22 protein-coding genes are annotated in these 26,122 nt (G+C 60.4%); 12 read left to right on the top strand and 10 right to left on the bottom strand.

The window, feature by feature from the left end; all coding sequences use genetic code 11:
* Positions 1 to 15: 15 nt before the first annotated feature.
* The 3 genes from exaC to lptF form a co-directional block, all read right to left on the bottom strand.
* Positions 16 to 1,536 (bottom strand): acetaldehyde dehydrogenase ExaC, encoded by a 1,521-nt coding sequence (exaC, locus tag NAT23_RS06865; RefSeq protein ID WP_251926682.1) that lies wholly within the window; start codon positions 1,534 to 1,536, stop codon positions 16 to 18.
* 181 nt (positions 1,537 to 1,717) lie between these two features.
* Positions 1,718 to 2,779, bottom strand: a complete 1,062-nt coding sequence (gene lptG, locus NAT23_RS06860; protein ID WP_251926680.1) for an LPS export ABC transporter permease LptG — start codon at positions 2,777 to 2,779, stop codon at positions 1,718 to 1,720.
* Entirely contained in the window at positions 2,772 to 3,854 is a 1,083-nt protein-coding gene (gene lptF / locus NAT23_RS06855) for an LPS export ABC transporter permease LptF (RefSeq protein ID WP_251926678.1), read from the bottom strand. The genes lptG and lptF overlap by 8 nt, the downstream gene beginning before the upstream one ends.
* 194 nt (positions 3,855 to 4,048) lie before the next feature.
* Here lptF and NAT23_RS06850 point away from each other — a divergent pair, with 194 nt between their 5' ends.
* The 7 genes from NAT23_RS06850 to NAT23_RS06820 all read left to right on the top strand — a co-directional run bounded on the left by NAT23_RS06850 (position 4,049) and on the right by NAT23_RS06820 (position 12,544).
* A complete protein-coding gene (locus NAT23_RS06850; RefSeq protein WP_251926677.1) occupies positions 4,049 to 5,551 on the top strand; it encodes a leucyl aminopeptidase in 1,503 nt (500 codons plus the stop codon).
* Between the two features lie 130 nt (positions 5,552 to 5,681).
* On the top strand, positions 5,682 to 6,776 hold the full coding sequence (locus tag NAT23_RS06845; RefSeq protein ID WP_251926676.1) for a branched-chain amino acid aminotransferase: 1,095 nt from the start codon (positions 5,682 to 5,684) through the stop codon (positions 6,774 to 6,776).
* 17 nt (positions 6,777 to 6,793) lie between these two features.
* Positions 6,794 to 7,540 carry a glucose 1-dehydrogenase gene (locus NAT23_RS06840; protein WP_251926674.1) on the top strand — a complete coding sequence of 249 codons (747 nt, stop codon included), beginning with the start codon at positions 6,794 to 6,796 and terminating at the stop codon, positions 7,538 to 7,540.
* A gap of 7 nt (positions 7,541 to 7,547) precedes the next feature.
* Positions 7,548 to 7,979, top strand: a complete 432-nt coding sequence (locus NAT23_RS06835) for a DNA polymerase III subunit chi (RefSeq protein WP_251926672.1) — start codon at positions 7,548 to 7,550, stop codon at positions 7,977 to 7,979.
* Between the two features lie 129 nt (positions 7,980 to 8,108).
* Positions 8,109 to 10,946, top strand: coding sequence for a valine--tRNA ligase (locus NAT23_RS06830; protein ID WP_251926670.1), 2,838 nt, complete (start codon positions 8,109 to 8,111; stop codon positions 10,944 to 10,946).
* 186 nt (positions 10,947 to 11,132) lie between these two features.
* Complete coding sequence (locus NAT23_RS06825; RefSeq protein ID WP_251926668.1) at positions 11,133 to 11,846, top strand: phosphatase PAP2 family protein; 714 nt, start codon at positions 11,133 to 11,135, stop codon at positions 11,844 to 11,846.
* Positions 11,843 to 12,544, top strand: coding sequence for a phosphatase PAP2 family protein (locus NAT23_RS06820; RefSeq protein ID WP_251926666.1), 702 nt, complete (start codon positions 11,843 to 11,845; stop codon positions 12,542 to 12,544). Before NAT23_RS06825 ends, NAT23_RS06820 begins: the two co-directional genes overlap by 4 nt.
* Before the next feature lie 20 nt (positions 12,545 to 12,564).
* Here NAT23_RS06820 and NAT23_RS06815 read toward each other — a convergent pair whose 3' ends face one another.
* A complete protein-coding gene (locus NAT23_RS06815) occupies positions 12,565 to 13,677 on the bottom strand; it encodes a GGDEF domain-containing protein (protein WP_251926664.1) in 1,113 nt (370 codons plus the stop codon).
* Positions 13,678 to 13,914: 237 nt separating this feature from the next.
* Complete coding sequence (gloA, locus tag NAT23_RS06810) at positions 13,915 to 14,358, bottom strand: lactoylglutathione lyase (RefSeq protein ID WP_251926662.1); 444 nt, start codon at positions 14,356 to 14,358, stop codon at positions 13,915 to 13,917.
* Positions 14,359 to 14,474: 116 nt separating this feature from the next.
* Between gloA and NAT23_RS06805 the strand changes: the two genes are divergently transcribed.
* The gene (locus tag NAT23_RS06805) at positions 14,475 to 14,882 is read left to right on the top strand and encodes a DoxX family protein (protein WP_251926661.1); all 408 of its coding nucleotides are present in this window, start codon (positions 14,475 to 14,477) and stop codon (positions 14,880 to 14,882) included.
* Between the two features lie 33 nt (positions 14,883 to 14,915).
* Here NAT23_RS06805 and NAT23_RS06800 read toward each other — a convergent pair whose 3' ends face one another.
* Complete coding sequence (locus NAT23_RS06800; protein WP_251926660.1) at positions 14,916 to 15,608, bottom strand: uracil-DNA glycosylase family protein; 693 nt, start codon at positions 15,606 to 15,608, stop codon at positions 14,916 to 14,918.
* A gap of 98 nt (positions 15,609 to 15,706) precedes the next feature.
* On the opposite strand from NAT23_RS06800, the gene NAT23_RS06795 reads away from it, so the two are divergent.
* Together NAT23_RS06795 and NAT23_RS06790 are read left to right on the top strand one after the other, a co-directional pair.
* A complete protein-coding gene (locus NAT23_RS06795; protein ID WP_251926659.1) occupies positions 15,707 to 16,741 on the top strand; it encodes a metal-dependent hydrolase in 1,035 nt (344 codons plus the stop codon).
* Between the two features lie 70 nt (positions 16,742 to 16,811).
* Positions 16,812 to 17,729: a LysR family transcriptional regulator gene (locus tag NAT23_RS06790; protein ID WP_251926785.1), complete on the top strand. Its 918-nt coding sequence runs from the start codon at positions 16,812 to 16,814 to the stop codon at positions 17,727 to 17,729.
* On the opposite strand, the gene NAT23_RS06785 is transcribed toward NAT23_RS06790, so the two are convergent.
* A complete protein-coding gene (locus NAT23_RS06785) occupies positions 17,726 to 19,372 on the bottom strand; it encodes an ATP-binding protein (RefSeq protein WP_251926658.1) in 1,647 nt (548 codons plus the stop codon). The two genes, NAT23_RS06790 and NAT23_RS06785, sit on opposite strands and share 4 nt — an antisense overlap.
* A 3-nt stretch (positions 19,373 to 19,375) precedes the next feature.
* Entirely contained in the window at positions 19,376 to 20,086 is a 711-nt protein-coding gene (locus tag NAT23_RS06780; protein ID WP_251592288.1) for a winged helix-turn-helix domain-containing protein, read from the bottom strand.
* A 595-nt stretch (positions 20,087 to 20,681) separates the two neighbouring features.
* On the opposite strand from NAT23_RS06780, the gene NAT23_RS06775 reads away from it, so the two are divergent.
* Positions 20,682 to 23,564: a ribonucleoside-diphosphate reductase subunit alpha gene (locus NAT23_RS06775; RefSeq protein WP_251926657.1), complete on the top strand. Its 2,883-nt coding sequence runs from the start codon at positions 20,682 to 20,684 to the stop codon at positions 23,562 to 23,564.
* Positions 23,565 to 23,648: 84 nt separating this feature from the next.
* Positions 23,649 to 24,743 (top strand): ribonucleotide-diphosphate reductase subunit beta, encoded by a 1,095-nt coding sequence (locus NAT23_RS06770; RefSeq protein WP_251592291.1) that lies wholly within the window; start codon positions 23,649 to 23,651, stop codon positions 24,741 to 24,743.
* Between the two features lie 111 nt (positions 24,744 to 24,854).
* Here the strand turns inward: NAT23_RS06770 and NAT23_RS06765 are convergent, their stop codons facing one another.
* Both NAT23_RS06765 and trpA read right to left on the bottom strand, forming a co-directional pair.
* Positions 24,855 to 25,232: an I78 family peptidase inhibitor gene (locus NAT23_RS06765; RefSeq protein ID WP_251592294.1), complete on the bottom strand. Its 378-nt coding sequence runs from the start codon at positions 25,230 to 25,232 to the stop codon at positions 24,855 to 24,857.
* A gap of 36 nt (positions 25,233 to 25,268) precedes the next feature.
* On the bottom strand, positions 25,269 to 26,117 hold the full coding sequence (gene trpA / locus NAT23_RS06760; RefSeq protein ID WP_251926656.1) for a tryptophan synthase subunit alpha: 849 nt from the start codon (positions 26,115 to 26,117) through the stop codon (positions 25,269 to 25,271).
* Positions 26,118 to 26,122: the final 5 nt, after the last annotated feature.

The following is a 26,122-nucleotide window of genomic DNA, read 5'->3' as shown; positions in this document are numbered from 1 at the left end:
CGATAAGGCGCTCTATCAGTAGAGTCCAGCCGGGTTGCGGTCATAGGAAATGAGCTGACATTTGATCTGCTGGTAATGATCGAGCATCTGCTTGTGGGTCTCGCGACCAATACCCGATTTCTTGTAGCCGCCGAAGGCCGCGTGCGCAGGGTATTGGTGATAGCAGTTGGTCCACACGCGCCCGGCCTGAATCGCACGTCCCATGCGATAGGCCCGGTTGATGTCGGTAGTCCAGACCCCCGCCCCGAGGCCGAACTCGGTGTCGTTGGCAATCTCGAGCGCCTCGGCTTCGTCCTTGAACGTAGTGATCGACAGCACCGGCCCGAAGATCTCCTCCTGGAATACCCGCATGCTGTTGTTGCCCTTGAGCATGGTCGGCTGGACGTAGAAGCCGCCGGCAAGGTCGCCCTCAAGCGTTGACTTGTCGCCGCCAACGATGAACTCGGCCTGCTCTTCCCGGCCGATCTTCATGTAGGACAGGATCCGCTCGAACTGCTCCTTGGATACCTGCGCGCCCATCTCGGTCTCGGTATCGAGCGGGTCGCCCTGCTTCAGGGTCTTGGCACGCTCGATGGCGCGATTCATCAGATCGTCATAGATGTCTTCCTGAATCAGCGCGCGCGATGGGCAGGTGCAGACCTCGCCCTGGTTCAAAAACGTCATCATCAAGCCTTCGACGCACTTGTTGATGAAGTCTTCGCCATGATCCATCACATCGGAGAAGTAGACGTTAGGCGATTTACCACCAAGCTCGAGGGTCACCGGAATGATGCGCTCGGCGGCCTTGCCCATGATCATGCTGCCAACCGGGGTCGAACCGGTAAATGCAAGTTTTGAGATGCCCTCACTGGACGACAGCGCGTCGCCCGCCTCTTCCCCAAGGCCGTGCACCACGTTGAGCACGCCTTCCGGCAGCAGGTCCTCGATCAATTCGAGCATCACGCAGATCGAGGCCGGCGTCTGCTCGGCCGGCTTCAAAACAACGGTATTGCCCGCCGCCAGCGCCGGCGCGATTTTCCAGGCAGCCATCAGAAGCGGGAAATTCCACGGGATGATCTGGCCGACCACGCCGTAGGGCTCATGGAAGTGATACGCAACGGTATACTCATCGATCTCACTGATGCTGCCTTCCTGCGCGCGAATGCAGCCGGCGAAATAACGGTAGTGGTCGATCATCAGCGGGATATCGGCGGCCAGGCACTCACGAATCGATTTGCCGTTGTCCCAGGTTTCCGCCACGGCAAGCAGCTCCAGATTCTGCTCAAGCCGGTCGGCGATGCGCAGTAGCACGTTAGACCGTTCGGCCGGTGCGGTCTTGCTCCAGCCGGGAAAGGCCTTTTTCGCCGCCTGTACGGCCTTTTCGATGTCATCGGCGTTCGAGCGCGGCACCTCACAGAACACTTTGCCGGTGACGGGGGTGACATTGTCCAGATATTCACCGGACGAGGGCGCAACCCATTGTCCGCCAATGAAATTGTCATAACGGGACTTGAAGGTCACCAGCGCATCGGGGCTTCCGGGATGGGCATATTTCATGGGGGAACTCCTTGGCAAACGTCTTCGGCGGTCACACCGCCTCCAGAATTCACCTTAGGAAGAATCCCGCGCTTTGCCACTCCACCTTGGCCGAATGGACCGGCGGATAAAAAAGAGCACGGCGCGTTTCCTGCGCCGTGCTCTTGTCGTGCCGCTATGTCACGTGACGATGGGACCGTGCTCAGCCCGTTCGCCGAAGCATCAAAAACCCGATGGCAAAACATAAAAGCGAGGGCAGAAGCACCGCCCAGATGGGAGAGAACCCAAAGAGCGTCGAGGCCGGTGCCAATAGATCCTGCATGTACTTGAACACCAGTCCCGTGATGATGCCGTAAAAAACCCGTGTGCCCGCCGCCACCGTCCGAAGCGGTCCGAACACGAATGAGGCCGCCACCAGCACAAGCCCTGCCAGCACTACGGGCTGCAGTACTTTTTGCCAGAAGTAGAGCCAGCTTGTGGTCGCGTCGAGCCCTTGATCGTTCAGATAGCGCCCGTAGCGCCACAGATCCGCGATCGACTGGCTTTCCTTGTCATTAATGATCAGCTTTAAGAGCTCGGGCCGAAGATCCGTGTCCCATTCGGCGCTCGCCTTAGTGCTGACCTCGGTGCGGTTATCCGTGAAGTGCGTCACGCGCAGGTTTTCAAGCCGCCAGGCGTCGCCGTCATAGACGGCGCGATCGGCGTGCGAGGCCAGCACCAGCCGATTGTCATCGAACTGATAGCGGTTGACGTTGATCAGAGTGTTGTCCCCTCGGATCGAGCCGAAGTTGTAGAAGCTGTCGCCTTCACGCTGCCAGCCCCCGTCCTCACTGACCACGTGGCCCGAGCCCTGCCTGAGCTGGTCACGCCAGCTCGAGGCGAACTGTTCGGTCTGGGGCGCCACCAGCTCGCCCATTGCCATGGTGATCAGAATCACCAGCCCAAGTGGCTTCATTACTCCCCAGATGATGCGCACCAGCGAGCGACCGGCCGAGCGCATGATGGTCAACTCGTTGCTCGAGGCCATCGTGCCAAGCCCCAAAAGTGCCCCGAGCAGCACGCCCACCGGGGCGTACTCGTAAAACCGGTACGGCAGGCGAATCAACAGATACAAAAGCACCTGAAACGCGCCGTAGTCGCCTCGAACGTCGCCCAGGTCATTGATGTAGGTAATGATGAAATCGAGCCCGAGAATCAGTAGCTGAACGACCAGCATGGCGCTCAGCACATTTCGGGCAATGTAGCGATCCAGACGATCAAACATGACGACGTCTCCTCGGCCGGCCGCGATTGAACAGGAAAATTCCGATGACAAGATACAGCGCGTGGATCGGCCACATGCCAATCCACGCCGGCAACTGCCCCTTGGCCAGCGCGTTCTGGGCCGCAAGCAACAGGCTCAGATAGCTCATGTGCAGGATGATCGCCGGAACCAGTTTGGCAAAGCGCCCGCTGCGGGGGTTGACCCGAGACAGCGGCAGCGCCATCAGAATCAGGATCGGCACCATCACCACCAGACTGATGCGCCATTGAAGTGCCGACATCGCCTTGTCCGACCCATCGCGCCAGAGCGCAAGCGTCGACAGCATCTCCTCATCGTCGATGTCGCCGGTAACCGACGTACGCTCCTGTCGCACGGCGTAGGTGTCAAACTGAAGCCGGTCACCGACCGCCTGCCCGGGCGTCACAACGTAACGCTCCCCATTTGAGAGCACTAGAAAGCGGCTGCCGGTGTCGGGGTCGTTGGTCTGATAGCCGCTGTCGGCGCGCGTGACGATCTGCTCCGGCGCCTGTCCATTGCGCTTTTGGGTTTCAGCAACGAACACGTGCTCGAGCTTTGAGCTGTTGCGAGTGACGCGCTCGGTATAGATGGTGCGATCACCGATCTCCTGGAACCGCCCCGGCGTCAGCGCGCTGAAATCGGCCTGCTGCTGTTGGGCGGTAATCAGGCGCTCGTTCTGGGCAAGGCCCATCGGCGTTAGCCACAACGAGCAGGCCGCCACCATCATCGCAACCAGTGCGCCAGGCCAGAGCGTGACTCTTAGAAGACGCTTGCGACTGACGCCACAGGCGGTCAGCACAGTCATTTCACTGTTGAGGTAAAGCTGCCCATAGGCCAGGAGCACCCCGAGAAACAGCGCCAGCGGCAGCACCAGTTCCAGAAAGCTCGGCATGTGAAAGAGCATCAGCGACCCCAGAAGCCGCGCTGGAATATCACCATTAGCCGCATCGGTAAAATAGCGAATGAACCGGCTGCCCATGATGACCAGCAGCAGCACACCCGCCACGGCAGACATGGTCACCAGAATCTGCCGGATCAAATATCGGAAAACGATCAAACGTTGACTCCCTAGCCTTCAGGGCATGACCCTTGACGATGAGTCAGGTCAGCTCGGTGCATTTGTGCCCATGCAATAGCGATGGCCTTTGCGTACACTGACATGGACACTGTCTGGCGCCATGCGATCACATTCAGACGCATCATGGGCCTGCATTATCGCGAATCACCTTACCCTTGTCTTGTGGAGACCCCATGGAATTTCCCGTTCTCACCATCAACCCCGCCAAAACGGAAACGGATTGTATCGTCGTTCCGGTGCTGGCGGACGCGCCACTCCTGACGGCCACCGAGAAGCTCGATGACGCAAGCGAGCGGCTGATCAACCAGTTGATCGAGCGCGGCGATTTCGAGCCAAGCCTTGGCAAGACCCAGCTGCTTCCCTTCGCACCCGGGCTGAGCACGGACCGTCTGCTGCTGGTGGGATGCGGCGCATCGGACAAGATGAACCAGGGAAACTACCGCAAGGCCCTCGACGCCGCACTTATGCATCTGCTCACGCTCAAGGTCGACAACGCCGCCATCGCGTTTACCGACATCGACGTGCCGGACGTGGATACCGCCTGGAAAGCCCGCATGATCGCCGAGGCCGGCATCCGTGCCCTTTATCGCTTCGACGACTACAAGACCACCAAGAAGGCCGCGTATACGCTTGAAACGCTCAACATTCTACTGAGCGACACCAATGCCAAGAGTGAGGCTGAAGCAGGCGTTGCCCGGGGCCAGGCCGTGGGCCGTGGCATCAACCTGACCCGCCAGCTTGCCAACCTGCCGGCCAACGTCTGCACGCCGCGCTATCTGGCCGAACAGGCCGAAGCGCTTGGCCGCGACTCGGCGCTCGAGGTCACCATTTTCGATGAGCATCAGCTCGAGGAGCTCGGTGCCGGCGCGCTGCTCGCCGTTGGCAAGGGCAGCGCCGAGCCGCCGCGCATGATCGTAATGGAATACAAGGGGGCGGCCGACAACGAAGCGCCCTACGTCCTTGTCGGCAAGGGCATCACCTTCGATTCCGGTGGTATCTCGATCAAGCCCGGCGCCGACATGGACGAGATGAAATTCGACATGGGCGGCGCGGCAAGCGTGTTCGGTACCATGAAGACGCTGCTTGAAACCCGACCGGCCATCAACGTCGTTGCCATCGTTGCAGCCGCCGAGAACATGCCCGATGGCCGTGCGCTCAAGCCCGGCGACATCATCAAGACCCTGAAGGGCCTGACCGTCGAAATCCTCAACACCGACGCCGAAGGCCGTCTGGTCATGTGTGACGCCCTGGCCTACGCCGAGCGCTACAACCCGGCAACCGTCATCGACATCGCAACACTTACCGGCGCCTGCATCGTGGCACTTGGCGACCACGCCGCCGGGCTTTTGTCCAACGATGACGACGTCGCGCTTGATCTGCTCGACGCCGGCGAACAGGCCTGGGACCGCGCCTGGCATCTGCCGCTGTGGGACGAGTACCAGAGCCAGCTCGATTCCAACTACGCAGACCTTGCCAATATCGGCGGCAAAAAGGCCGGCACCATTACCGCGGCGTGCTATCTGTCCCGGTTTGCAGAGAACTACCCGTGGGCACACCTGGACATCGCAGGCGTCGCCTGGGATGGCAAGAAAGGCGCCACAGGCCGTCCGGTTGGCCTTTTGAGCCAGTACCTGTTCAACCGCGCCGACGAAATCGTCCAGATCAGCAACGATTGATCCAGGCCCGACCGGCCCCGCGCGCCCGCCCTTTCCGGGCGAGGCGCGCTTATGTCATGCTTAACGGCACAGCCTGACGGCTGGCCTTACCCTTAGGTTTATCGCGATGCGTCTAGATGGAGAATGCCCAGTGAGCACCGACGGCTTTTACGTTCGCCCGACCACGACCCCAACCGCCGACTCTCTTCGTGACGGCATTCTGGCCAACCCCGGTTTTGGCACGTACTTTACCGATCACATGGCACATGTCCGCTGGACCAAGGCCACCGGCTGGGAGCGCGGCGAAGTCATTCCCTATGGGCCGCTGTCGCTTGACCCGGCGGCATCCGTGCTTCACTACGCCCAGGAAATCTTTGAAGGCATTAAGGCCTACCGCCACGCCGACGGCAGCGTCTGGACCTTTCGTCCTGAAAAGAACGCCGAGCGCTTTCGTCGCTCCGCGCGCCGTCTCGCGCTGCCCGAGCTCGATGACGAAACCTTCCTTGGCTCGGTTAAAGCCCTGGTCGAGCAGGACAAGGCCTGGGTCCCCACGCCCAAGGACGACACCGAGGAATGCAGCCTTTACATTCGCCCGTTCATGATCGCAAGCGAGAAGTTTCTCGGCGTCAAACCGGCCAAGCTGGTGGACTACTACGTCATCGCCTCGCCGGCCGGGTCGTATTTCAAGGGTGACCTTAACGCCGTCTCCATATGGCTGTCCCAGCACTACAATCGCGCGGCACCAGGTGGCACCGGTGCGGCCAAGTGCGGCGGCAACTACGCCTCCTCGCTGGTTGCCCAGCAGGAAGCCGAAGCCAATGGCTGTGCTCAAGTCGCGTTTCTGGATGCGGTCGAAAACAAGTGGATCGAAGAACTCGGCGGCATGAACCTGTTCTTTGTTTACAAGGATGGCCGCATCGTCACCCCCGAACTGACCGGTACCATTTTGGAAGGCGTGACCCGCGACAGCATCCTTGAGCTTGCCCGGGAAGAAGGCCTGTCGCCGGAAGAGCGCCGCATCAGCATCGATGAGTGGCGCGAGGGCGTGAAAAGCGGCGAGATCGCTGAAGTTTTCGCCTGCGGTACCGCCGCCGTCATTACCCCGATTGCAGAACTGGTCACGCCGGAAGAGCGCATCAAGGGCGGCGAAGAGACACGCATCGCCTCGACCCTTCGCAAGAAACTGCTCGACATTCAATATGGCCGGGCCGAAGACACTCACGGCTGGCTGGTCAAGCTGGCCTGAATAAAGACGAGGGCACCATGAATAACGTCATGTTGATCACCGGCGGCAGTCGCGGCATCGGTGCGGCCACCGCACAGCTTGCCTTTGAGGCCGGCTACGCCGTCGCGCTGAGTTACCGAACCGACCGCGACGCCGCTTCCGCGGTGGTCGAGGCCATCGAAGCCAAGGGCGGCGAGGCCATCGCCGTGCAGGCCGATATGGCTTCGGAAGCCGACATCGTACGGCTGTTCGAGGCGGTCGATGAGCGCTTCGGGCGGCTGGACGTGCTGGTCAACAACGCAGGCATTGTCGATCAGGTATCACGCGTCGAGGCCATGAGCGCCGAGCGCATCGAGCGAATGATGCGCATCAACGTGACCGGGCCGTTTCTCTGTGCCCGCGAGGCGATCAAACGCATGTCGACCCGACACGGCGGAAACGGCGGCTCGATCATCAATGTGTCTTCGGCGGCCGCGCATCGAGGGGGCAGCGGTGAGTACGTCGATTACGCCGCGTCCAAGGGCGCCATCGACACCTTCACCGAAGGGCTTGCCAAGGAGCTTGCCGGCGATGGCATCCGGGTCAACGCGGTTCGCCCCGGCGTGATCGACACCGAGATTCACGCAAGCGGTGGCAATCCGGACAAGCCGGAAACATCCTCGGCCAACATCCCGCTCGGGCGCGCCGGCAACGCGCGTGAAATCGCCAGCGGCATTTTATGGCTTGCAAGCGAGGGCGCCTCATTCACCACCGGTGCGAAACTCGACATCGACGGCGGCGTCTGAGGCACCCATGACCCAGATCGACTTCTACATTCTGCCGCAGACCACTCTCGAGGCGCGCTTCGACTTCGCCTGTCGCCTGGCCGAAACCATCTTCTCGAAGGGGTATCGGCTGCACGTGCACTGTGAAGATGAAGCCATGGCGCGGCAAATGGATGAGCGGCTCTGGACCTTCAAGCCCGAAAGCTACATCCCTCACACGCTGGTGACCGAGCCGCTTACGCCCAAGACGCCGGTCACCATCGGCTGGGACCATGAGCCGGAACCCGGGGTCGAGGCGCTTTTGAACCTGCACCCGGAGATCCCGAACTGGTTTTCCCACCTCGAGCGCGTGGCCGAGATCATCAACCAGCACCAGGAGGTGCTGGTGGCCAAGCGCGCGTGCTGGTCGACCTACAAGGAGCGGGGCTACCCGGTCAAGGCCCATCAGCTCAAGGGCTAGATCAAAAGCAAGGCCCCGCGTGGGCAGGCTCATGACGCCTGCCCCCTTCAAGCGCTATACTCTCGCCTCGTTTTCAGGCCCCACGCCTCGCGGCACGCCCACGACCCATACAGTTTACCGAGTCAGTACATGGACAAGACCTACCAACCCGAATCGATCGAACGCCGCTGGTACGACCGCTGGGAAGCGGATCAGCGATTCTCTCCCGCCGGCCACGGTGCGCCGTACTCCATCATGATTCCGCCGCCCAACGTGACCGGCAGCCTCCACATGGGTCATGCGTTTCAGGACACCCTGATGGACACCCTGATTCGATTCAAGCGGATGCAGGGCAACAACACCCTGTGGCAGGTAGGCACCGACCACGCGGGCATCGCCACCCAGATGCTGGTGGAGCGCAAGCTTCAACACGAAACCGGCCAGAGCCGACACGATCTGGGCCGCGAGGCGTTCACTGACAAGATCTGGGAGTGGAAGCAGGAGTCCGGTGGCCACATCACGCGCCAGCTTCGTCGCATGGGCGCAAGCGTCGACTGGACCCGCGAACGCTTCACCATGGACGATGGCTTCTACAAGGCAGTGCAGGAAGTCTTCATCCGGCTTTACAACGACGACCTGATCTACCGTGGCAAGCGCCTGGTCAACTGGGACCCCACCCTTCATACCGCGATTTCCGACCTGGAAGTCGAGAACAAGGAGCAGCAGGGCCAGTTTTGGCACTTCCGCTACCCGCTCGCCGACGGCGTGACCACTGCAGACGGCGCCGACCACCTGGTGGTGGCCACCACGCGCCCGGAAACCCTGCTGGGGGATACCTGTGTGGCGGTCAACCCCGCCGATGAGCGCTACGCATCGCTTGTGGGTGCATTCATTGAGCTGCCGCTGGTTGGCCGCCGCATTCCGGTGGTCGCCGATGAGCACGCCGAAATGGACAAGGGCTCGGGCTGCGTCAAGATCACGCCCGCTCATGACTTCAACGACTACGCCGTCGGCAAGCGTCACGACATGCCGCTGATCAACGTGTTCAGCAAGGACGCCGCCATCCTTTCGCAGGCCGAGGTCTTTTCGATGAGCGGTGCGCCCCGCACCGACATCGACACCACGCTGCCAAAGGCCTACCAGGGTCTTGGCCGGTTCGACGCTCGTGAAAAGCTGGTCGCGGACATGGACGCCAAGGGTCTTCTGGTCAAGGTCGAGACCATTACCAACACCCTGCCCTACGGCGACCGCTCGGGCGATGTCATCGAGCCGCTTCTGACCGATCAATGGTTCGTGGCCGTCGAGGAACTCGCCAAGCCCGCCATCGCGGCGGTCGAGAACGGCGACATCCAGTTCGTGCCGAAAAGCTACGAGAACATGTATTTCGCCTGGATGCGGGACCTGCAGGACTGGTGCATCTCGCGTCAGCTCTGGTGGGGCCACCGCATTCCGGCCTGGTACGACGAGGCCGGCGCCATCTATGTGGGCCGAAGTGAGGCCGACGTTCGTGAGCAGCACGGGCTTGGCGATGACGTCACCCTCACTCAGGACGACGACGTCCTCGACACCTGGTTCAGCTCCGGGCTCTGGACCTTCGGTACCCTTGGCTGGCCGGAGAAAACGCCGGAACTCGAGACATTCCACCCCACCAGCACGCTGGTCACAGGCTTTGACATCATCTTCTTCTGGGTCGCCCGGATGATCATGATGACGCTTAAATTCACAGATCAGGTGCCGTTCAAGACCGTCTACGTCCATGGCCTCGTACGCGACAGCCAAGGCCAGAAGATGTCGAAGTCCAAGGGCAACGTCCTCGACCCGATCGACCTGATCGATGGCATCGAGCTCGACACCCTGCTCGACAAGCGCACCGGCAACATGATGCAGCCGCAAAAGGCCAAGGCCATCGCCAAGGCGACCAAGGCCGAGTTCCCCGATGGCATCGAGCCCCACGGCACCGACGCGCTTCGCTATACCTTCCTGTCACTGGCCTCCACCGGACGCGATATCAAGTTCGACATGGGCCGGCTCGATGGCTATCGCAACTTCTGCAACAAGCTGTGGAACGCCGCGCGCTACGTGCTGATGAACACCGAAGGCGAGGATACCGGCCTCAAAGGCGGCGATGTCGTGCTGTCACTGGCCGACCGCTGGATCATCTCACGGCTTCAGCAGGTCGAGACCCAAGTCACCAAGGCACTGGACGAGTACCGCTTCGACCACGCCTCCCAGGCGCTTTACGACTTCATCTGGAACGAGTACTGCGACTGGTATCTGGAGCTTTCCAAACCGGTACTGTGGGATGAGGACGCCTCGCATTCGGCCAAGCGCGGCACGCGCAGAACACTTGTACGGGTGCTTGAAACCGTACTGCGCCTTGCCCACCCGATGATGCCGTTCATCACCGAGGAAATCTGGCAGCGAATCGCACCGCTTGCCGGCGCCGAAGGCGACTCGATCATGGTTCAGCCGTGGCCCGAGGCCGACGACCATCGCCTCGACGCCGAGGCAACGCAAAGCATCGAGTGGCTCAAGGGCGTGATCATCGCGGTGCGTAATATTCGCGCCGAGAAGAACATCGCGCCGGGCAAGGCACTGGACGTGCTGCTGACCAAGGGCACCGCCTCGGATCAGGCACAGCTCGAGGCCAATCGGCGGTTTTTGACCAAGCTTGCCAAGCTGAATTCGGCCCAGTGGCTCGATACCCCCGAAGACGCACCGCTGTCGGCAACGCAGCTGGTCGGGCAGATGGAAGTGCTGGTGCCGATGGCCGATCTGATCGACAAGGACAAGGAACTTGCCCGCCTCGATAAGGACATCCAGAAGCAACAGGGCCTTATTACCGGCACCGAGAAAAAGCTCGGCAACGAGGGTTTCCTGGCCAAGGCGCCCGCATCCGTGGTCGAAAAGGAACAGGCCAAGCTTTCGGAGTTCAAGGACACCCTTGCGGCCCTTGAGGCCCAGCGCGACAAGATTTCAGCGCTGTAATCAATTCGTTAGCGTATCCCGTCAAGCGGCTGCCTCATCAGGCAGCCGTTTTTTATGCGCGCCATATGCACTACTTCAATAAAAACGACACTATTTATCTTAATAAATAATTAAGAAACGCTGTTCTGTTTCACGGCGTTACTCTACACTAGCGCGCTAACCATTTTTTTAATTCCGGCTGCGCTCATGAACCTGACCCGCATTCTCTGCCTCAATGCCCTGGGGGTATTGCTCATCTCGACCTGGTGGATTCCACAGTTCACCTTCTGGTCAACCGTCGATGACAGTGTGTTCTGGTTTTTCAATCAGTTCATCACGATGGGTAACCCGCATTGGGACGCGACGCTTGCCGCGCTCAATAATCGAAAGTTCGATCTGTTTGTCATTGCAGGCATGCTGACGATCATGTGCTGGGCGTGTGTACGAGATACCAGGGGCGGCTGGCAGCGCTGGCTCGGGATCGGTCTGACCATGGTGATCACGGCCGGGCTAATGAATGAAGTTGTTCGCCATCTGCCCTTTCATCACCCAAGCCCTACACGCTTCTTCGATGACGCAAGTCTGGTGTCGAACTTCGTGCACTTCACCACCAAGGACAGCGCCGGCAACAGCTTCCCGGGCGATCACGGCGTGATGGCCATGATCTTTGCAGGCTTCATGCTGACCTTCGGCGACCGTCTCACGCGCGGGGCAAGCATCCTGCTGGTCGCGATTGCCATTGCCCCCAGGGTCATGGTCGGAGCGCATTGGGTCAGCGACATCATGGTCGGCTCGCTGTCACTTGCGCTGTTGCTGCTGCCCTGGGTGCTGTGTACGCCCGTGGCACGGGCGCTAACCACCTGGATCAGCCGACGACTGGGCCGACTGTTTCCCACGTCCAACAAGGGAGATCCCTCATGAAACCGATGCACATTCTATTGCTCAATCTGATCGGTGCGGCCCTGTTTCTCAGCTGGTGGGCGCCACATCTGACCCTCTGGCCGTGGCTCGACGACAGCGTCTTCTGGTTCTTCAACCAGTTCATCACGCCTGAGCACAACGATTGGACCACGGTGCTGGCCATCCTCAATGCTCGCGCCTTTGACATGGTGGCACTTGGCATCATGGGGCTTTTGTTCGTTTTGGCGCTGCGGCACGACACAGCGCCCAACCGCCTGGTGAAGTGGGCAAGTATCGGGGTGGTGATGCTGCTGACCGGCGGGGTATTGGCGCTTTTCACCAATGATGGCATCAGCTACAAGCACGCAAGCCCGACGCTCTTTTTCGAGCAGGCACGCCTTCTGACCGATGTGGTGTCGATTCCGACCAAGGACAGCGCACACAACAGCTTCCCGGGCGACCACGGTCTGATGCTGATGGTTTTCGCTGCGTTCATGCTGAAGTTCGCAACGCCGCGTATAGGTGCCTTGAGTGCTGCACTGGTGGTGGTATTGAGCGCTCCGCGCATCATGGTCGGCGCGCACTGGTTCAGTGACGTCTACATGGGCTCGCTGTCGATCGCCCTGATCACGCTGCCCTGGTGGCTTGGCACCCCGCTGGCCTCTCGACTGATCGAGCGCATCAGCCGCCTGCTCGCCCGGTTTCGGCCCTACGGCTAGACGTTAAAGCAGCGCGCGGCTCATTCGGCGTCGAGTGCCATGATGTCGCTTTCGCTCTCGGCGCCAACGACTCGATTGCGCCCGCGCCGCTTGGCTTCATAAAGACGGGCGTCGGCCTGCTCGATAATGGCGCCAAGCCCCGCGGCCACCTGGCGCGAACACGCCGTGCCGATGCTTGCCGTGACCTGAACGCTGACTCCCGGCTTGATGCGACACGGCGTCTTCTCAAGACGCTGTCGAAGCCGTTCGGCAATGAAATCGGCCCCATGACCGTCGAGGTCCTGCAAAATTACCAGAAACTCCTCCCCACCAACCCGGCCAATCACATCGCCCTCACGAACACTTTGGGTCATCAGCCGCGCCAAGTGACGCAGTACATCGTCCCCACAGGCATGACCATAGGTGTCGTTGATCGACTTGAAATGATCCACATCGACCAGGAGCACCGCATAGGGCACGCCCGAGCGCTGACACCGCTCCCCTTCGGCCATGACGCCACGGCGGTTGAGCACGTTGGTCAGTGAATCCCGGTTGGCACTGCGCTGATACATTCGCTCGAATCGAAGCGTGACCGCACTCAACCTGTAGAGCATGGCCGCTACTACGACACCACTGTTCAAAAGATTCAAAAGCCACAGGAATTGACGCTGATCGAAGCCAAGCGGTGCGATGGGTAACCAGTGCGTCAGCATGATGAACGTCCCGACCACAACCATCAAAAACCCGCATGAGCACACGCTTTTGATAAAGAGCGGGAACTCGCTCATGAACAGCAAAAGAATCGAGAGCAGCACCGCCACCATGAAGCCGCTTTCGAGCCCGAAATGAAGCGTGGCAGCGGTCACATGGCCTAAAAGCGCAGCAGGCAGCATCAGACACGCCACATCGACGTGACCACGCCGAAGACTCAGAAACGACAGTACGCTAACCAGCAGGCTTGCGCCGCCGCTGGCAGCCACTACCGGCTGCCCCAGCCAGGTATACACGGGAAGGAAAAACACGAGGTGGTCGACAATCAGAATCAGATGAAGCCATACGAAGACTTCGTAACTTCTGTTTTCTCGGGCGCTCAACGTACCGGGCGCGCGCATCAGCCACTGTTTGAACCCACCAGCGGCGCTTGAATCGTTCATGAGATCGACCTGATCCGATCACGGCATGCGCCATGACGCTTGAATTGAAAAGCCAATGGTCGTTATCGACCAACAAGTGCGATAAGTGCAGGAAATCGAGCACGCGCCTTGTTGAAACAAATTTTAATTAGAAAACCAAGATTAACGCATTCTGAATACGCTGCCCAGTTGGGCGCCTGGAGAAGAGGTCGGGCGGGAAGCGGCGCGCCCGCCTGGAGCGCGCCAAAGAAGCGAGTATTACCAGGAGCCGGTGTTTTCCATCGTATCCCAGGGCGCGCTCGGTGACAGCGCATCGCCCTTCTGAAGCAGCTCGATGGAAATGCCATCCGGGGATTTGACGAACGCCATGTGGCCATCGCGCGGTGGACGATTGATGGTGACGCCGTTATCCATCAGCGTCTGACAGGTCTGGTAGATGTCCTCGACCCGAAACGCCAGATGCCCGAAGTTGCGTGCGCCCTCGGTCAACGTTTCCGGGTCCCAGTTGTAGGTCAGTTCAAGTTCGGGCGCAGTTTCGGCGTTGGAGCGCGCCTCATCTTCATCGGCGGCCAGAAAAATCAGGGTAAACCGCCCCTTCTCGCTTTCCTTGCGGCGCACTTCCTTCATGCCCAGCAGTGTGCAATAGAACTTGAGCGATTCATCGATGTCGGTGATGCGAACCATCGTATGCAGGTATTTCATGACAGTCTCTTCCTGATTATCGTCGGGTCATACAAACCGCCACTGGCTAGGCCAGCAGCGAACTGGCATCTTAAATGACGCTAAGCCGCCACGTTCAATGGAGTAAGACTATCGTCATGAAGGTGCTGAATTTCAAGAACGACGCTCTCGGGAAACTGCTCTTGCGCACCGCGCTTGGCTTTACGGTTCTGCTTCACGGCGTGGCCAAGGTAGGCGATGACGCAACCCTTGCCCATATCGGTGACCGGCTAACACTTTGGCACCTGCCGGACTGGCTCTGCTACGCCGTATTCATCGGTGAGCTTGTGGCGCCGGTTCTGATTCTACTGGGCGCCTACGTTCGAATGGCCGCGCTCCTTATTGCCATCGATCTTGTCGCGGCGATTGCCCTTTTTCAGTTAAGCCATGTGTTCGAACTCGGTTCAGGCGGTGGTTGGCGCCTCGAGAGAGAAGCGATGTGGCTCTTCGGTGCTCTGGCGCTGGTCTGTCTCGGCGGCGGGCGGTACGGCCTTCGCCCCGATTGACGTTAGAGCCCCTCTACATGAATAGGCCACCTCTCAGCGCGTCGCGGCCTCCAGGGTCAACCCGACCTGCTCGAGGCGCTGCGTCAAAAGCCCGGGAAAGCGTTTATACCAGGTCTGGTTGAGGGGCGAGGGGTGCGGCAGCGGATAAAGCGTGAGGGTGCGCGAGCGCCCTTCCTCGTCGCTCAGAGTGATCTCGCACTGGCGCTCGAAGCGGTCGTCCTGACGCCAGAACGCCTCCAGCTGCGTGCGCACCGCCTTTGATTGATCGATGCCGAACCAGAAAAACGCCTCGCGCCCCAGGGTAATCAGGGCATCGCCCTCCCAATAATCGATCAGAAGCGTGCGCACCAGCGGGTGAAATCGACGTTTGACCGCCATCGACCACGCCTTGTTGCCGACGGGCTTGTACGGCACTGTATTGGCCCAGAACACATGCTCGCCCACAGCTTTCGAGGCCTCGAAATCCGGCATGGCCGTTTGATAGAGGCACTCATACAGCGCACGGCGCACCAGCTGGCCGCCGGCACCGATGAACGCCTCGCCGTATTTGACCTCATCACGCCCAGGGTCGCGCCCGAAGATCCCCACACGAAGATCCTTTCGCCCAAGCCCAATGATCGGCGTCAACGGATCTTTGTTGTAGCGGTCATAGACCGCCTCATCGATGCCGTCAGTCTCAGCCGCCGCCTGGCGGAACCGGCGGGTCAATTTTTGTGAAAGCGTCATGAGTCACATGCCATCAAGTCGTTGAAAATAATGAGTCTAGCCCAACACGAGCCTGCTAGGCTGTCACCATTACCCGATTTGATCATGAAGGCCACAGCATGGATTCGATGACGCAAGCGGCGCTTGGCGCCACCCTCGGAGGCGCCGTACTCAGCCGGCCACTGGGCAGAAAGGCCCTCATCGGTGGCGCGGTTCTTGGAACGCTTCCGGACCTGGACGTTCTGATCGACCACGGCAGCGCCATTGCCGATTTCACCTACCACCGGGGTTTTAGCCACTCGCTGTTCGTATTGGCAATTCTTGCAACCTGCCTTGCCTGGCTTCTGCGTCGGCTCGGCCCCGGGGGCATCACGCTCTCCCGCTGGTGGTGGTTCTGCGCGCTGCCTCTGCTGACCCACCCGATGCTGGACGCCTTTACCACCTACGGCACGCAGCTACTCTGGCCACTGCAATCGCCACCGGTCGCCTGGAATACCATTTTCATTATCGACCCGCTCTACACCCTGCCTCTACTGGTCGCAGCAATCATCGGGCTCTGGCGCCCCCCTGCCCGGCGGGCAATCGCGACCGGCTTGATCCTCTCGAGCGCGTATCTGGGATGGACGGTCGTTGCCAAGCACATCGTTGCGGCCCGGGTTAGCCCGATCATGGTCGAACACCACTGGCAGGATGACGCGCAGTTGATCCAGCCCATGCCGCTTACGTCGCTGTTGTGGCGCGTGGTTGTCCGCGATGGCGATACCCGCCGAGAGGCCTATGTCAGCCTGCTCGATGCTCAGCCGCCCCGCTTTGATACCTTCGAGACTGGCCCCTGGCCCGAGCCCATGTGGCCCGAACTTAAGCGGCTTGCCTGGTTCACCGGCGGCCAGCTCTCGTTCAATACCCGCATGGACAACACACTCGTCGCCACCGATGACCGCATGGGCGTGCCGGGGCATCACCCCTTCCGGTTTGCGGTAGCGAGGCAAACAGAGGGCGGCGTGACACCGATCCCCTCCTATACGCTCGACAGCGCCAGTTACAACGGGGCCTTCATTGCTCGCGTGCTGAAGCGCATTACCGACCCGAGCGCACTGTGTCCGGCAGACGATGCGCCTGACGAGACGGTTCGCGTGCGACACTGCCGACCTTGAGGGCGACAGACGCGCCCTAATGAGTGACAATCATAACCAATACTTTAAACCATGAAACAGGCTCATGTTTATGCTGGAGCTTCGCCATCTGCGCACCCTCGTCGCGCTTCGAAACGCAGGCTCTCTGGTCGAGGCCGCCGAGCGCGTTCATTTGACCCAGTCAGCGCTGTCTCACCAGATCAAGGATCTGGAAGACCGTCTGGGCAGTCCGCTCTTTCTTCGAAAAACCAAACCGGTTAAGTTCACACCGGCCGGCCAGCGGCTATTGACCCTGGCCGATCAGGTCATGCCCCAGGTGCGCATGGCCGAGCGCGACATCGCCAAAATGGCCGGCGGTGAAGAGCGCGGTCGACTGCACATGGCCATCGAGTGTCACAGCTGCTTTCAATGGTTGATGCCAACCATCGATCAGTTCCGAGACCACTGGCCGGACATCGAAGTCGATATTCCAAGCGGCAATGTCTTCGACCCTCTGCCGGCGCTTGCCAAGGGCGAGCTCGACCTCGTGATCACGGCCGACCCCCAACCCTTGCCCGATGTGCACTACGAACCGCTTTTTCGCTACGAAGGCCAGCTTGCCGTGGCCAAGCAGCACCCGCTGGCCCGGCGCTCGCACATCGTGCCAGCCGATTTGAGCGATCAAACCCTGATCATCTACCCGGTCGAGCACGCCCGACTCGACGTTTTCACCAAGTTTCTGGTGCCGGCCGAAATACAGCCAAGGGAAATCCGCACTGCGGAGCTCACCATCATGATGATGCAGCTGGTTGCGAGTGAACGGGGCGTATGCGCGCTGCCGAACTGGGCGCTGACGGAGTATCTGGAACGGGATTACATTCGTGCCCGGCCGCTTGGGGAAACCGGCCTCTGGAGCACGCTCTATGCGGCGGTGCGGGGGGAGCTGATGGAACACCCGTGGATGCACGATTTTCTGTGCACCGCACGGGACACCTCGTTTTCGGTGCTCTCCGGGATTCGCCCGGCCTAGCGCTCGCCGTTCGAGCGCGTGAGCCGCAGATAGTTCGACTCCGCCTCCGAATAGCACGGAATCTCGATGGTGAAACGCGCCCCGCTCATGCTGGGTGCGTCACTGACGGTCACATCACCCTGGTGCCAGAACACGATCTTGGAGACGATCGCAAGCCCCAGGCCATAGCCGCCGGAGCGCCGCGCCCGGCTGTCATCGAGGCGGGCAAACGGCTTGAAGATGCGCTTGCGGTCGCGCTCGGGAACGCCCGGGCCGTCGTCGTCGATGTGGAAGGCGACCTTGTCGTTTTGCTGCTCGATACTGACTTCCACCCGGCCGCGGGCATGAGCACAGGCATTGCCGACCAGGTTCTGCACCGCGCGCTGAAGGTAGCGCTCATCGGCGGCAACCAGCGGCGCCTCCTTGCAGTTATTGATCAGCTCGAGCTCGGGATGGAGCGGACGCAGGGTTTCAATGACATTTGCCACCACCATTTCGCTGTCGACCTCGGTGATGGTCAACGGCACGCGGCCGTCGCCGGCGCTGTCGAGGCGGGCGTAGGTCAGAATCTCGTCGATCAGGTTATCCAGCGCCTCGATGTCGGCATCGATTTCGGCAATCTGCCGTTTGATCGAGGGCGACTCACTCATGTCGTCGACCATCTGGATCGCGAAGCGAATCCGCGCCACCGGCGTTCGAAACTCGTGCGACACCGCTCGCATCAAATCCTGCTGAGCCGAAAGTACCACCTGCACCTGAGAGGCCATGGCGTTGAACGCATGGCCAAGCTGGCCGAGATAGTCGTTGGTGTTGACGTTGACCCGCGTATCGAGGTGCCCAGCGGCCAAACGTGAGGCAGCTTTCTCGAGCCGCTTCACTCGCGACTCGACCCGCCCGACGATCAAGTACAGCGCCCCGGCCAGCACCAGCAGCATCGTGATCATCAGGATCGCGATCGTGGTGGTGGGAATGGGCTCGAACGGGTGCAGCGGCCCGGCAGTGATCCACCGGCCATCGGAAAGCTGGGCGTAGAAACTGATGAAGGGGCGCTCTGGGGCAATGCTGATAACGACGTTACCGGCGTTGAGCTGCTCGCTCTGCGCGTCGTTAAGCCCGACCGGCGTCCCGCTGCCCATGCCCATGGGCAAGGCACTTGCATCCCGAAGACGTTTGAAGCGGGCCTCACGCTGATCGACCGGCACTGACTCGAGCCAGCTGCGCAAAAGCGACATCAGTCGCTGAGGCTGCTGTTCACTCAGGCCGTTGAAATGCGCCACCAGCACCTGATCGGTGTCCTTGAGCGACCGGTACAGCCGCCAGCCGGACTCTCCTTCGACACGGGCCGCCAGTACATGCTGCTTGTCGAGCCTGCGCCTGTCCCAGTAATCGAGCATCAGGGTTTCGGAATCCGACAGCGCAAGCCCGATGCCAAGCGTTTGTTCGTGATCACGAAGCCACTGATCCCGCGCCTCATCGGGCTGACTTTGCACCATGAACCCTAAAAGGGACATGGGCGCACTCGCCAGATCCTCCCGGTAGTTCTGAGCCCGCATGTCATTGACCAGCGACACCCCGATCAACCCGAGCACGAAAATGATCAGCAGGGCTGCGAAGATCGCAAGATACACATGCAGGAAAACGCCGCCCCGAGAGGACTGCCTCATACGTTAGAAGTCCTTGACGAAAAGATAGCCTTTGCTGCGAACCGTCTTGATTCGTTGCGGGTGGTGAGGGTCATCGCCAATCTTGGGTCGAATCCGCGATACGCGCACGTCGATCGAGCGATCCTGCCCATCGTACTTGATGCCGCGAAGGGCCGAGAAGATTTCTTCGCGCGTCAGCACCCGACCGGCGTTGGACGCCAACAGCCACAACAAATCGAATTCGGCGCTGGTCAGGTCAATGCGCTCGTTATCGAGCCACGCCTCTCGGGTGCCGGAATCGATCACCAGATCCCGGAATTCGATGCGGGCATCGGATGAACTCGGCTCCGGCGCATCGGAGCGACGCAACAGTGCACGCATACGGGCAAGCAGTACCCGTGGCGGTACAGGCTTTGGCACATAGTCGTCGGCGCCCATCTCCAGGCCAAGCACCTGGTCCATGTCGTCGGTACGAGCCGTCAGCATGAGGATCGGTCCTGCGTACTGATCGCGCACTCGGCGACAGATCGACAGGCCATCTTCGTTGGGCAGCATCAAATCCAGAATGACCAGATCGGGACGCAGGGCGAGAATCCGCTCGACGCCGTTCGCCCCATCATGCTCGACGCTTACTTTGAAGCCATTGCCTTCAAGGTATTCGCAAGTCAGCTGAGCCAGACGTTCGTCATCCTCAATGATCAGAATGTGATCCTGGGCGGTGTTGGTGGTATCCAAGGCGCAGTCCGTCCAATGGTTAGCAAAATGAAAAAACCGATAACCGACCGTAAAGGGTCATGCTCATATGGTCAGTACATGTGTACTGAGTTTACCCCATGGTCATTATGTTGCCGGCCATCGTATCTGATTACCGTCCCCTAACGTCAGGCACACGTTATCAAATACCCGATCAATAAACCATTGAGTTTCATTCGCGTCTTGACTGCTTCGGTCAAACGCACGTTTTATTTAGGCTGAAAATAGTCAAAGGCTATCTAAAATATTCAAAACAAAATAAAAATAAATAAAAGATCACCGCTCGGCGTCGCGGCCCGCCAGAGTGCACCAGCACACCAGTTGCCCACATCTTACCCACAGCTTCACCCCAAGCGATGTATTGACTTAATGTATTGCCTGAAGGCCAAAACAACACTATCTTGTGCTCACTTAGATCCAAGATCCCTACATATAGATTTTGGAACAGCTTTCGCGTTTTTCGTCAAGCCCCGTTTCGCCAGAAAAAACGGCGACATCACGTCGCAATTCCCACAGCACTTCGGCACGGCCTTGATGACTTCTATCGCTCGCATAACGTTCAAGGGGTGAGCCCAGCATGAGTTCGACACTATCTGATCAGATCAGTGATATCGGCATCGACGACGTTCCAACGCCCAAGCACTTTCGCGTCATCAAGCGCGGCGGTGATGTGGCCGAGTTCGATGCCAGCAAGATTTCGGTGGCCCTGACCAAGGCCTTTCTGGCCGTGGAAGGCGACAACGCCGCGACCTCCTCGCGCCTTCGCAACCAGGTACGCGAACTGAGCGAACAGGTGGTCAACGCCTTTCAGCGTCGCATGCCCGATGGCGGCACGTTGCACATCGAAGATATCCAGGATCAGGTCGAACTCGCGCTGATGCGCTCCGAGGCGCACAAGGTCGCACGTGCCTACGTGCTGTACCGTGAAGAGCACGCACGTGCCCGCGCCGCACGCACTCAGGGCATCGAGAAGCCCCACCCCACCATCAACGTGACTCAGCCCGACGGCAGCAAGCAGCCGCTGGATCTGGGCCGCATCGAAGTGCTGGTGACCGAGGCCTGCACGGATCTTGAAAACGTCGACGTCAAGCGCGTGGTCGATGAGTCGCTCAAGAACCTCTATGACGGCGTCACTTCCGACGGCGTCGCCACGGCACTGATGATGACCGCGCGCATGATGGTCGAGCGCGAACCGAACTACACCTTCGTGACCGCTCGTCTGCTTCAGGATAACCTGCGCCGCGAAGCGCTCTCGTTTCTTGAGGTTGCCGATGAGGCCACCTACGGCGACATGGCCGAGCTCTACGCGCCGGCCTTCAAGGCCTACATCGAGCGCGGCATTTCGTTCGACCAGCTCGACCCGGCACTCAACGAGTTCGATCTCGACCGTCTGGGTGCGGCGCTCAACCACGAGCGCGACAGCCAGTTCACCTACCTGGGCCTTCAGACGCTCTATGACCGCTACTTCCTGCACCGGGACGGCGTTCGCTACGAACTGCCCCAGGTCATGTTCATGCGCGTCGCCATGGGGCTTTCGCTGAACGAAGAAGACAAGAACGCCCGTGCGATCGAGTTCTATGAGCTGCTCTCAAGCTTTGACTACATGGCCTCGACCCCGACGCTGTTCAACGCGGGTACCGTGCGCAGCCAGCTTTCCTCCTGCTACCTGACCACCGTGCCGGACGCCCTCGATGGCATCTACGGCGCGATCCGCGACAACGCCATGCTGTCCAAGTGGGCCGGCGGGCTTGGCAACGACTGGACACCGGTGCGTGCACTGGGCTCCTACATCAAGGGCACCAACGGCAAATCCCAGGGCGTTGTGCCATTTTTGAAGGTCGTCAACGACACTGCGGTCGCGGTCAACCAGGGTGGCAAGCGCAAGGGCGCGGTATGCTCATACCTGGAAAGCTGGCACCTGGATCTGGAAGAGTTCCTTGAGCTTCGCAAGAACACCGGCGATGACCGTCGTCGTACCCACGACATGAACACCGCGAACTGGATTCCGGATCTGTTCATGAAGCGTGTGGTCGATGAGCAGGAATGGACGCTGTTCTCGCCCTCTGACGTGCCGGACCTTCATGACCTGTACGGCGCGGCGTTCGAAAAGCGCTACAGCGAATACGAAGAGATGACCCGCACCGGTCAGCTCAAGCTCTTCAAGCGCGTCAATGCCCGCGATCTGTGGCGCAAGATGCTCTCGATGCTGTTTGAAACCGGCCACCCGTGGATCACCTTCAAGGACCCGTGCAACGTTCGAAGCCCTCAGCGTCACGCAGGTGTGGTGCACTCCTCCAACCTGTGCACCGAGATCACGCTCAATACGTCCGCGGACGAAATCGCGGTCTGTAACCTGGGCTCGATCAACCTGGCGGCGCACGTCGTTGACGGTAAATTCGATTCCGAGAAGCTCAGCCGTACCGTCAAGACCGCGGTTCGCATGCTCGATAACGTTATCGACATCAACTACTACGCCGTCCCGCAGGCCAAGCGCTCCAACTTCCGCCATCGCCCGGTCGGTCTTGGCCTGATGGGCTTCCAGGACGCGCTCTACAAGCAGGGCATCGCCTACCAAAGCGACGACGCCGTGACCTTCGCCGACCGCTCCATGGAAGAGATCAGCTTCCACGCGATCCAGGCCTCGAGCGCACTCGCGGCCGAGCGCGGGCGCTATGAAAGCTACGAAGGCTCGCTCTGGAGCCAGGGCGTGCTCCCGATCGACTCACTCGAGATGCTGGTGCAGGAGCGTGGTGAGCAGTACATCCAGGTCAACCGCGAGCAGACGCTTGACTGGAACAGTCTCCGCGAGACGGTCAAGGCGCAGGGCATGCGTAACTCCAACGTCATGGCGATCGCCCCGACCGCGACCATTTCCAACATCTGTGGCGTGTCGCAGTCGATCGAGCCGACGTATCAGAACCTCTACGTCAAGTCGAACCTCTCCGGCGAGTTCACGGTCATCAACCAGCACATGGTCAATGACCTCAAAGAGGCCGGGCTTTGGGATGAGGTGATGATCAATGACCTCAAATACTACGACGGCAGCGTTCAGCTCATCGACCGCGTACCGGACGAGCTCAAGGCGCGCTACGCCACCGCGTTCGAAGTGGAAACCCGCTGGATCGTCGAAGCCGCCGCACGCCGTCAGAAGTGGATCGATCAGGCCCAGTCGCTGAACCTCTACATCTCGGGCGTGTCGGGCAAGAAACTCGACACCACCTACAAGATGGCGTGGGCGCTTGGCCTCAAGACCACCTACTACCTTCGCGCCCAGGCAAGCTCGCGGGTCGAGAAATCGACGCTCAAGGGCACCGACGGCAAGCTGACCGGCGTCAAGGTACCGGAGGCGCAGCAAAACGCCCCGGCTCCGACGCCCGAACCGGACGTTCAGGCCCCGCTTGGCTCGGCACCGCCCCAGGCGTGCTCGATCGACGATCCGGACTGCGAAGCCTGCCAATAACGGCCGACGCCCCGGCAGGGCTTCCTGCCGGGTTTCCCGAGAATACGCCGTCGCGTACGCGGCGGTACTGAAAGGATGACAACGATGCAAGCAACCACAGTGGACGATCAAATCGACACGTCCGGTCTCGGTGAAATCCAGGCCGGCGCCGGGCGCATCGACGCCAGCGAAAAAAGCATGATCAACGGCCGCAGCGACGTGAACCAGCTGCTGCCGCTGAAGTACACCTGGGCGTGGGAAAAATACCTCAATGGCTGCAACAACCATTGGATGCCCACCGAAGTCTCGATGCAGGGCGACATCGCTACCTGGCGCGCGCCGGTCAACAGCCCCCAGGGCCTGACCGAAGACGAAGTCCGCATGCTCAAGCGCAACCTGGGCTTCTTCGCCACCGCCGAGTCGCTGGTCGCCAACAACATCGTGCTCGCGATCTATCGCAACATCACCAACCCCGAATGCCGCCAGTACCTGCTGCGCCAGGCGTTCGAGGAAGCGATTCACACGCACACGTTCCAGTACATCTGCACCTCGCTCGGCCTTGATGAAGGCGAGCTGTTCAACATGTACCGCGAAGTGCCGTCGATCACCGAAAAGGATGCCTGGGCGCTTCAGTACACCCAGAATCTGGAAAACAACGAATTCCAGACCGGCACCCCGGAACGTGACCAGGCGTTTCTGCGCGACCTGATCGCCTTCTACGTCATTTTCGAAGGCATGTGGTTCTACACCGGGTTCGCCCAGATTCTGGCCCTGGGCCGTCGCAACAAGATGGTCGGCATCGCCGAGCAGTACCAGTACATCCTGCGCGACGAGTCGATCCACATGAACTTCGGTATTGACTGCATCAACCAGATCAAGATCGAAAACCCGCACCTGTGGACCGAGGAGTTCCAGGAAGAAGTGCGCGGCATGCTCAAGAACGCCTGCGAGCTGGAAGTGGCCTACGGCCGCGAAACCATGCCCCGCGGCATTCTTGGCCTGAACGCCGATCTGTGCGAGCAGTACATGCACTTCATCACCAACCGCCGCGCCGAACAGATCGGGCTTACGCCGCTGTTCGAGGAAGTGGACAACCCCTTCCCGTGGATGTCGGAAATCATCGATCTTCCGAAGGAGAAAAACTTCTTCGAAACCCGCGTGACCGAATACCAGACCGGTGGCGCCCTGACTTGGGACTGATGTCCCCGGCAACAAAATTGCCCCCAGGCAACGAAAAAGCCCCGCTAATGCGGGGCTTTTTTTATGGCGCCTGTTTCATGGCGCCTGCGTCTGGCATCAAGAGCCTCGGGCTCAGCCGCAGGAAAACGCGCTGATCACCGCCTCGTCATCGAGTGTGATATTGAGCCGAGACGGGTCGCTGCCCTCGCCCATCGGGGTATCCGGGCGCAGCATTCGATACGACGTCGCCCCACTCTCATCGACGATGATCTGACGATTTTTCTGATCAAGTGGCTGACCGATCAGCGGCTTCAAGCCATCAGTGGTGCACTGGCCTGTCGCCATCGACGCGCCTTGCGTCTGCGCCTCTGTAGACGTCGTCTGCGCAGGCTGTGCGCCGTTGGAGGCGGCAGCCTCGCTGGGCGCCTCACTGGAGCCGCCCTGTGATGCGCAGCCGCCAAGGGCCATCAGCGCCACTGCCAGTGAACCGAATGTGATCCGAGCCTTCATACCGCTCTCCTTTGATAAACGCATAAAGCCGACAGCTTACCGGGCTTGCCGGGCTGTGCGCACCCCCTGGGCCAGCGCACGGGTCAGTGAATGCACGCCTTCGATGGCCGCCTGGGGCGATTCGGCCTGCTCGACGGTGTTAACCAGCGCAGACCCCACCACGACCGCATCCGCAGAGCGGGCAACCATCGCCGCGTGCTCGGGCGTCTTGATGCCGAACCCGACCGCAACCGGCAGCCTTGAGTGCAGTTTGAGCCGCTCGACCGCCTTTTCGACCGCCTCGCTTGACGCCGACCCCGCGCCGGTCACACCGGCAACCGAGACGTAGTACAAGAATCCGGACGTATTTTCGAGCACCTTGGGCAGACGCGCGTCATCCGTCGTTGGCGTGGCCAGACGAATGAAGTTGAGCCCCTTTTCCGCAGCCGGCAGGCACAGCTCGCCGTCGTGCTCAGGTGGCAGGTCGACCACGATCAGTCCATCGATGCCAGCCTCGGCGGCATCGTTTAAAAACGCCTCGACCCCGTAGCGATAGATCGGGTTGTAATAGCCCATCAAGACAATCGGCGTGTCCTGATCGTGCGCGCGAAAGCGGCGCACCATCTCGAGCGTCTTGCGCTGATTCTGGCCGGCCTTGAGCGCGCGCTGGGCGCCTTTCTGGATGGCCGGGCCATCGGCCATGGGGTCGGTAAACGGCATACCGAGCTCGATGATGTCGGCGCCGGCGGCCGGCAGGCCATCAAGAATGGCCTGGGAGGTTTCCGGGTCCGGGTCGCCGGCGGTCACAAAGGTCACCAGCGCCGAGCGGCCTTCGGCCTTCAAGTCTTCAAAGCGCTGCGTGATGCGCGAGATCGACACGTCGGTTGCGTTTGCCTGTGCTGTCATTGTCC

It is taken from the genome of Larsenimonas salina, assembly GCF_023736155.1.
Taxonomy (GTDB): Bacteria; Pseudomonadota; Gammaproteobacteria; order Pseudomonadales; family Halomonadaceae; genus Larsenimonas; species Larsenimonas salina.
This window is presented reverse-complemented; position numbering and strand designations above follow the sequence as displayed.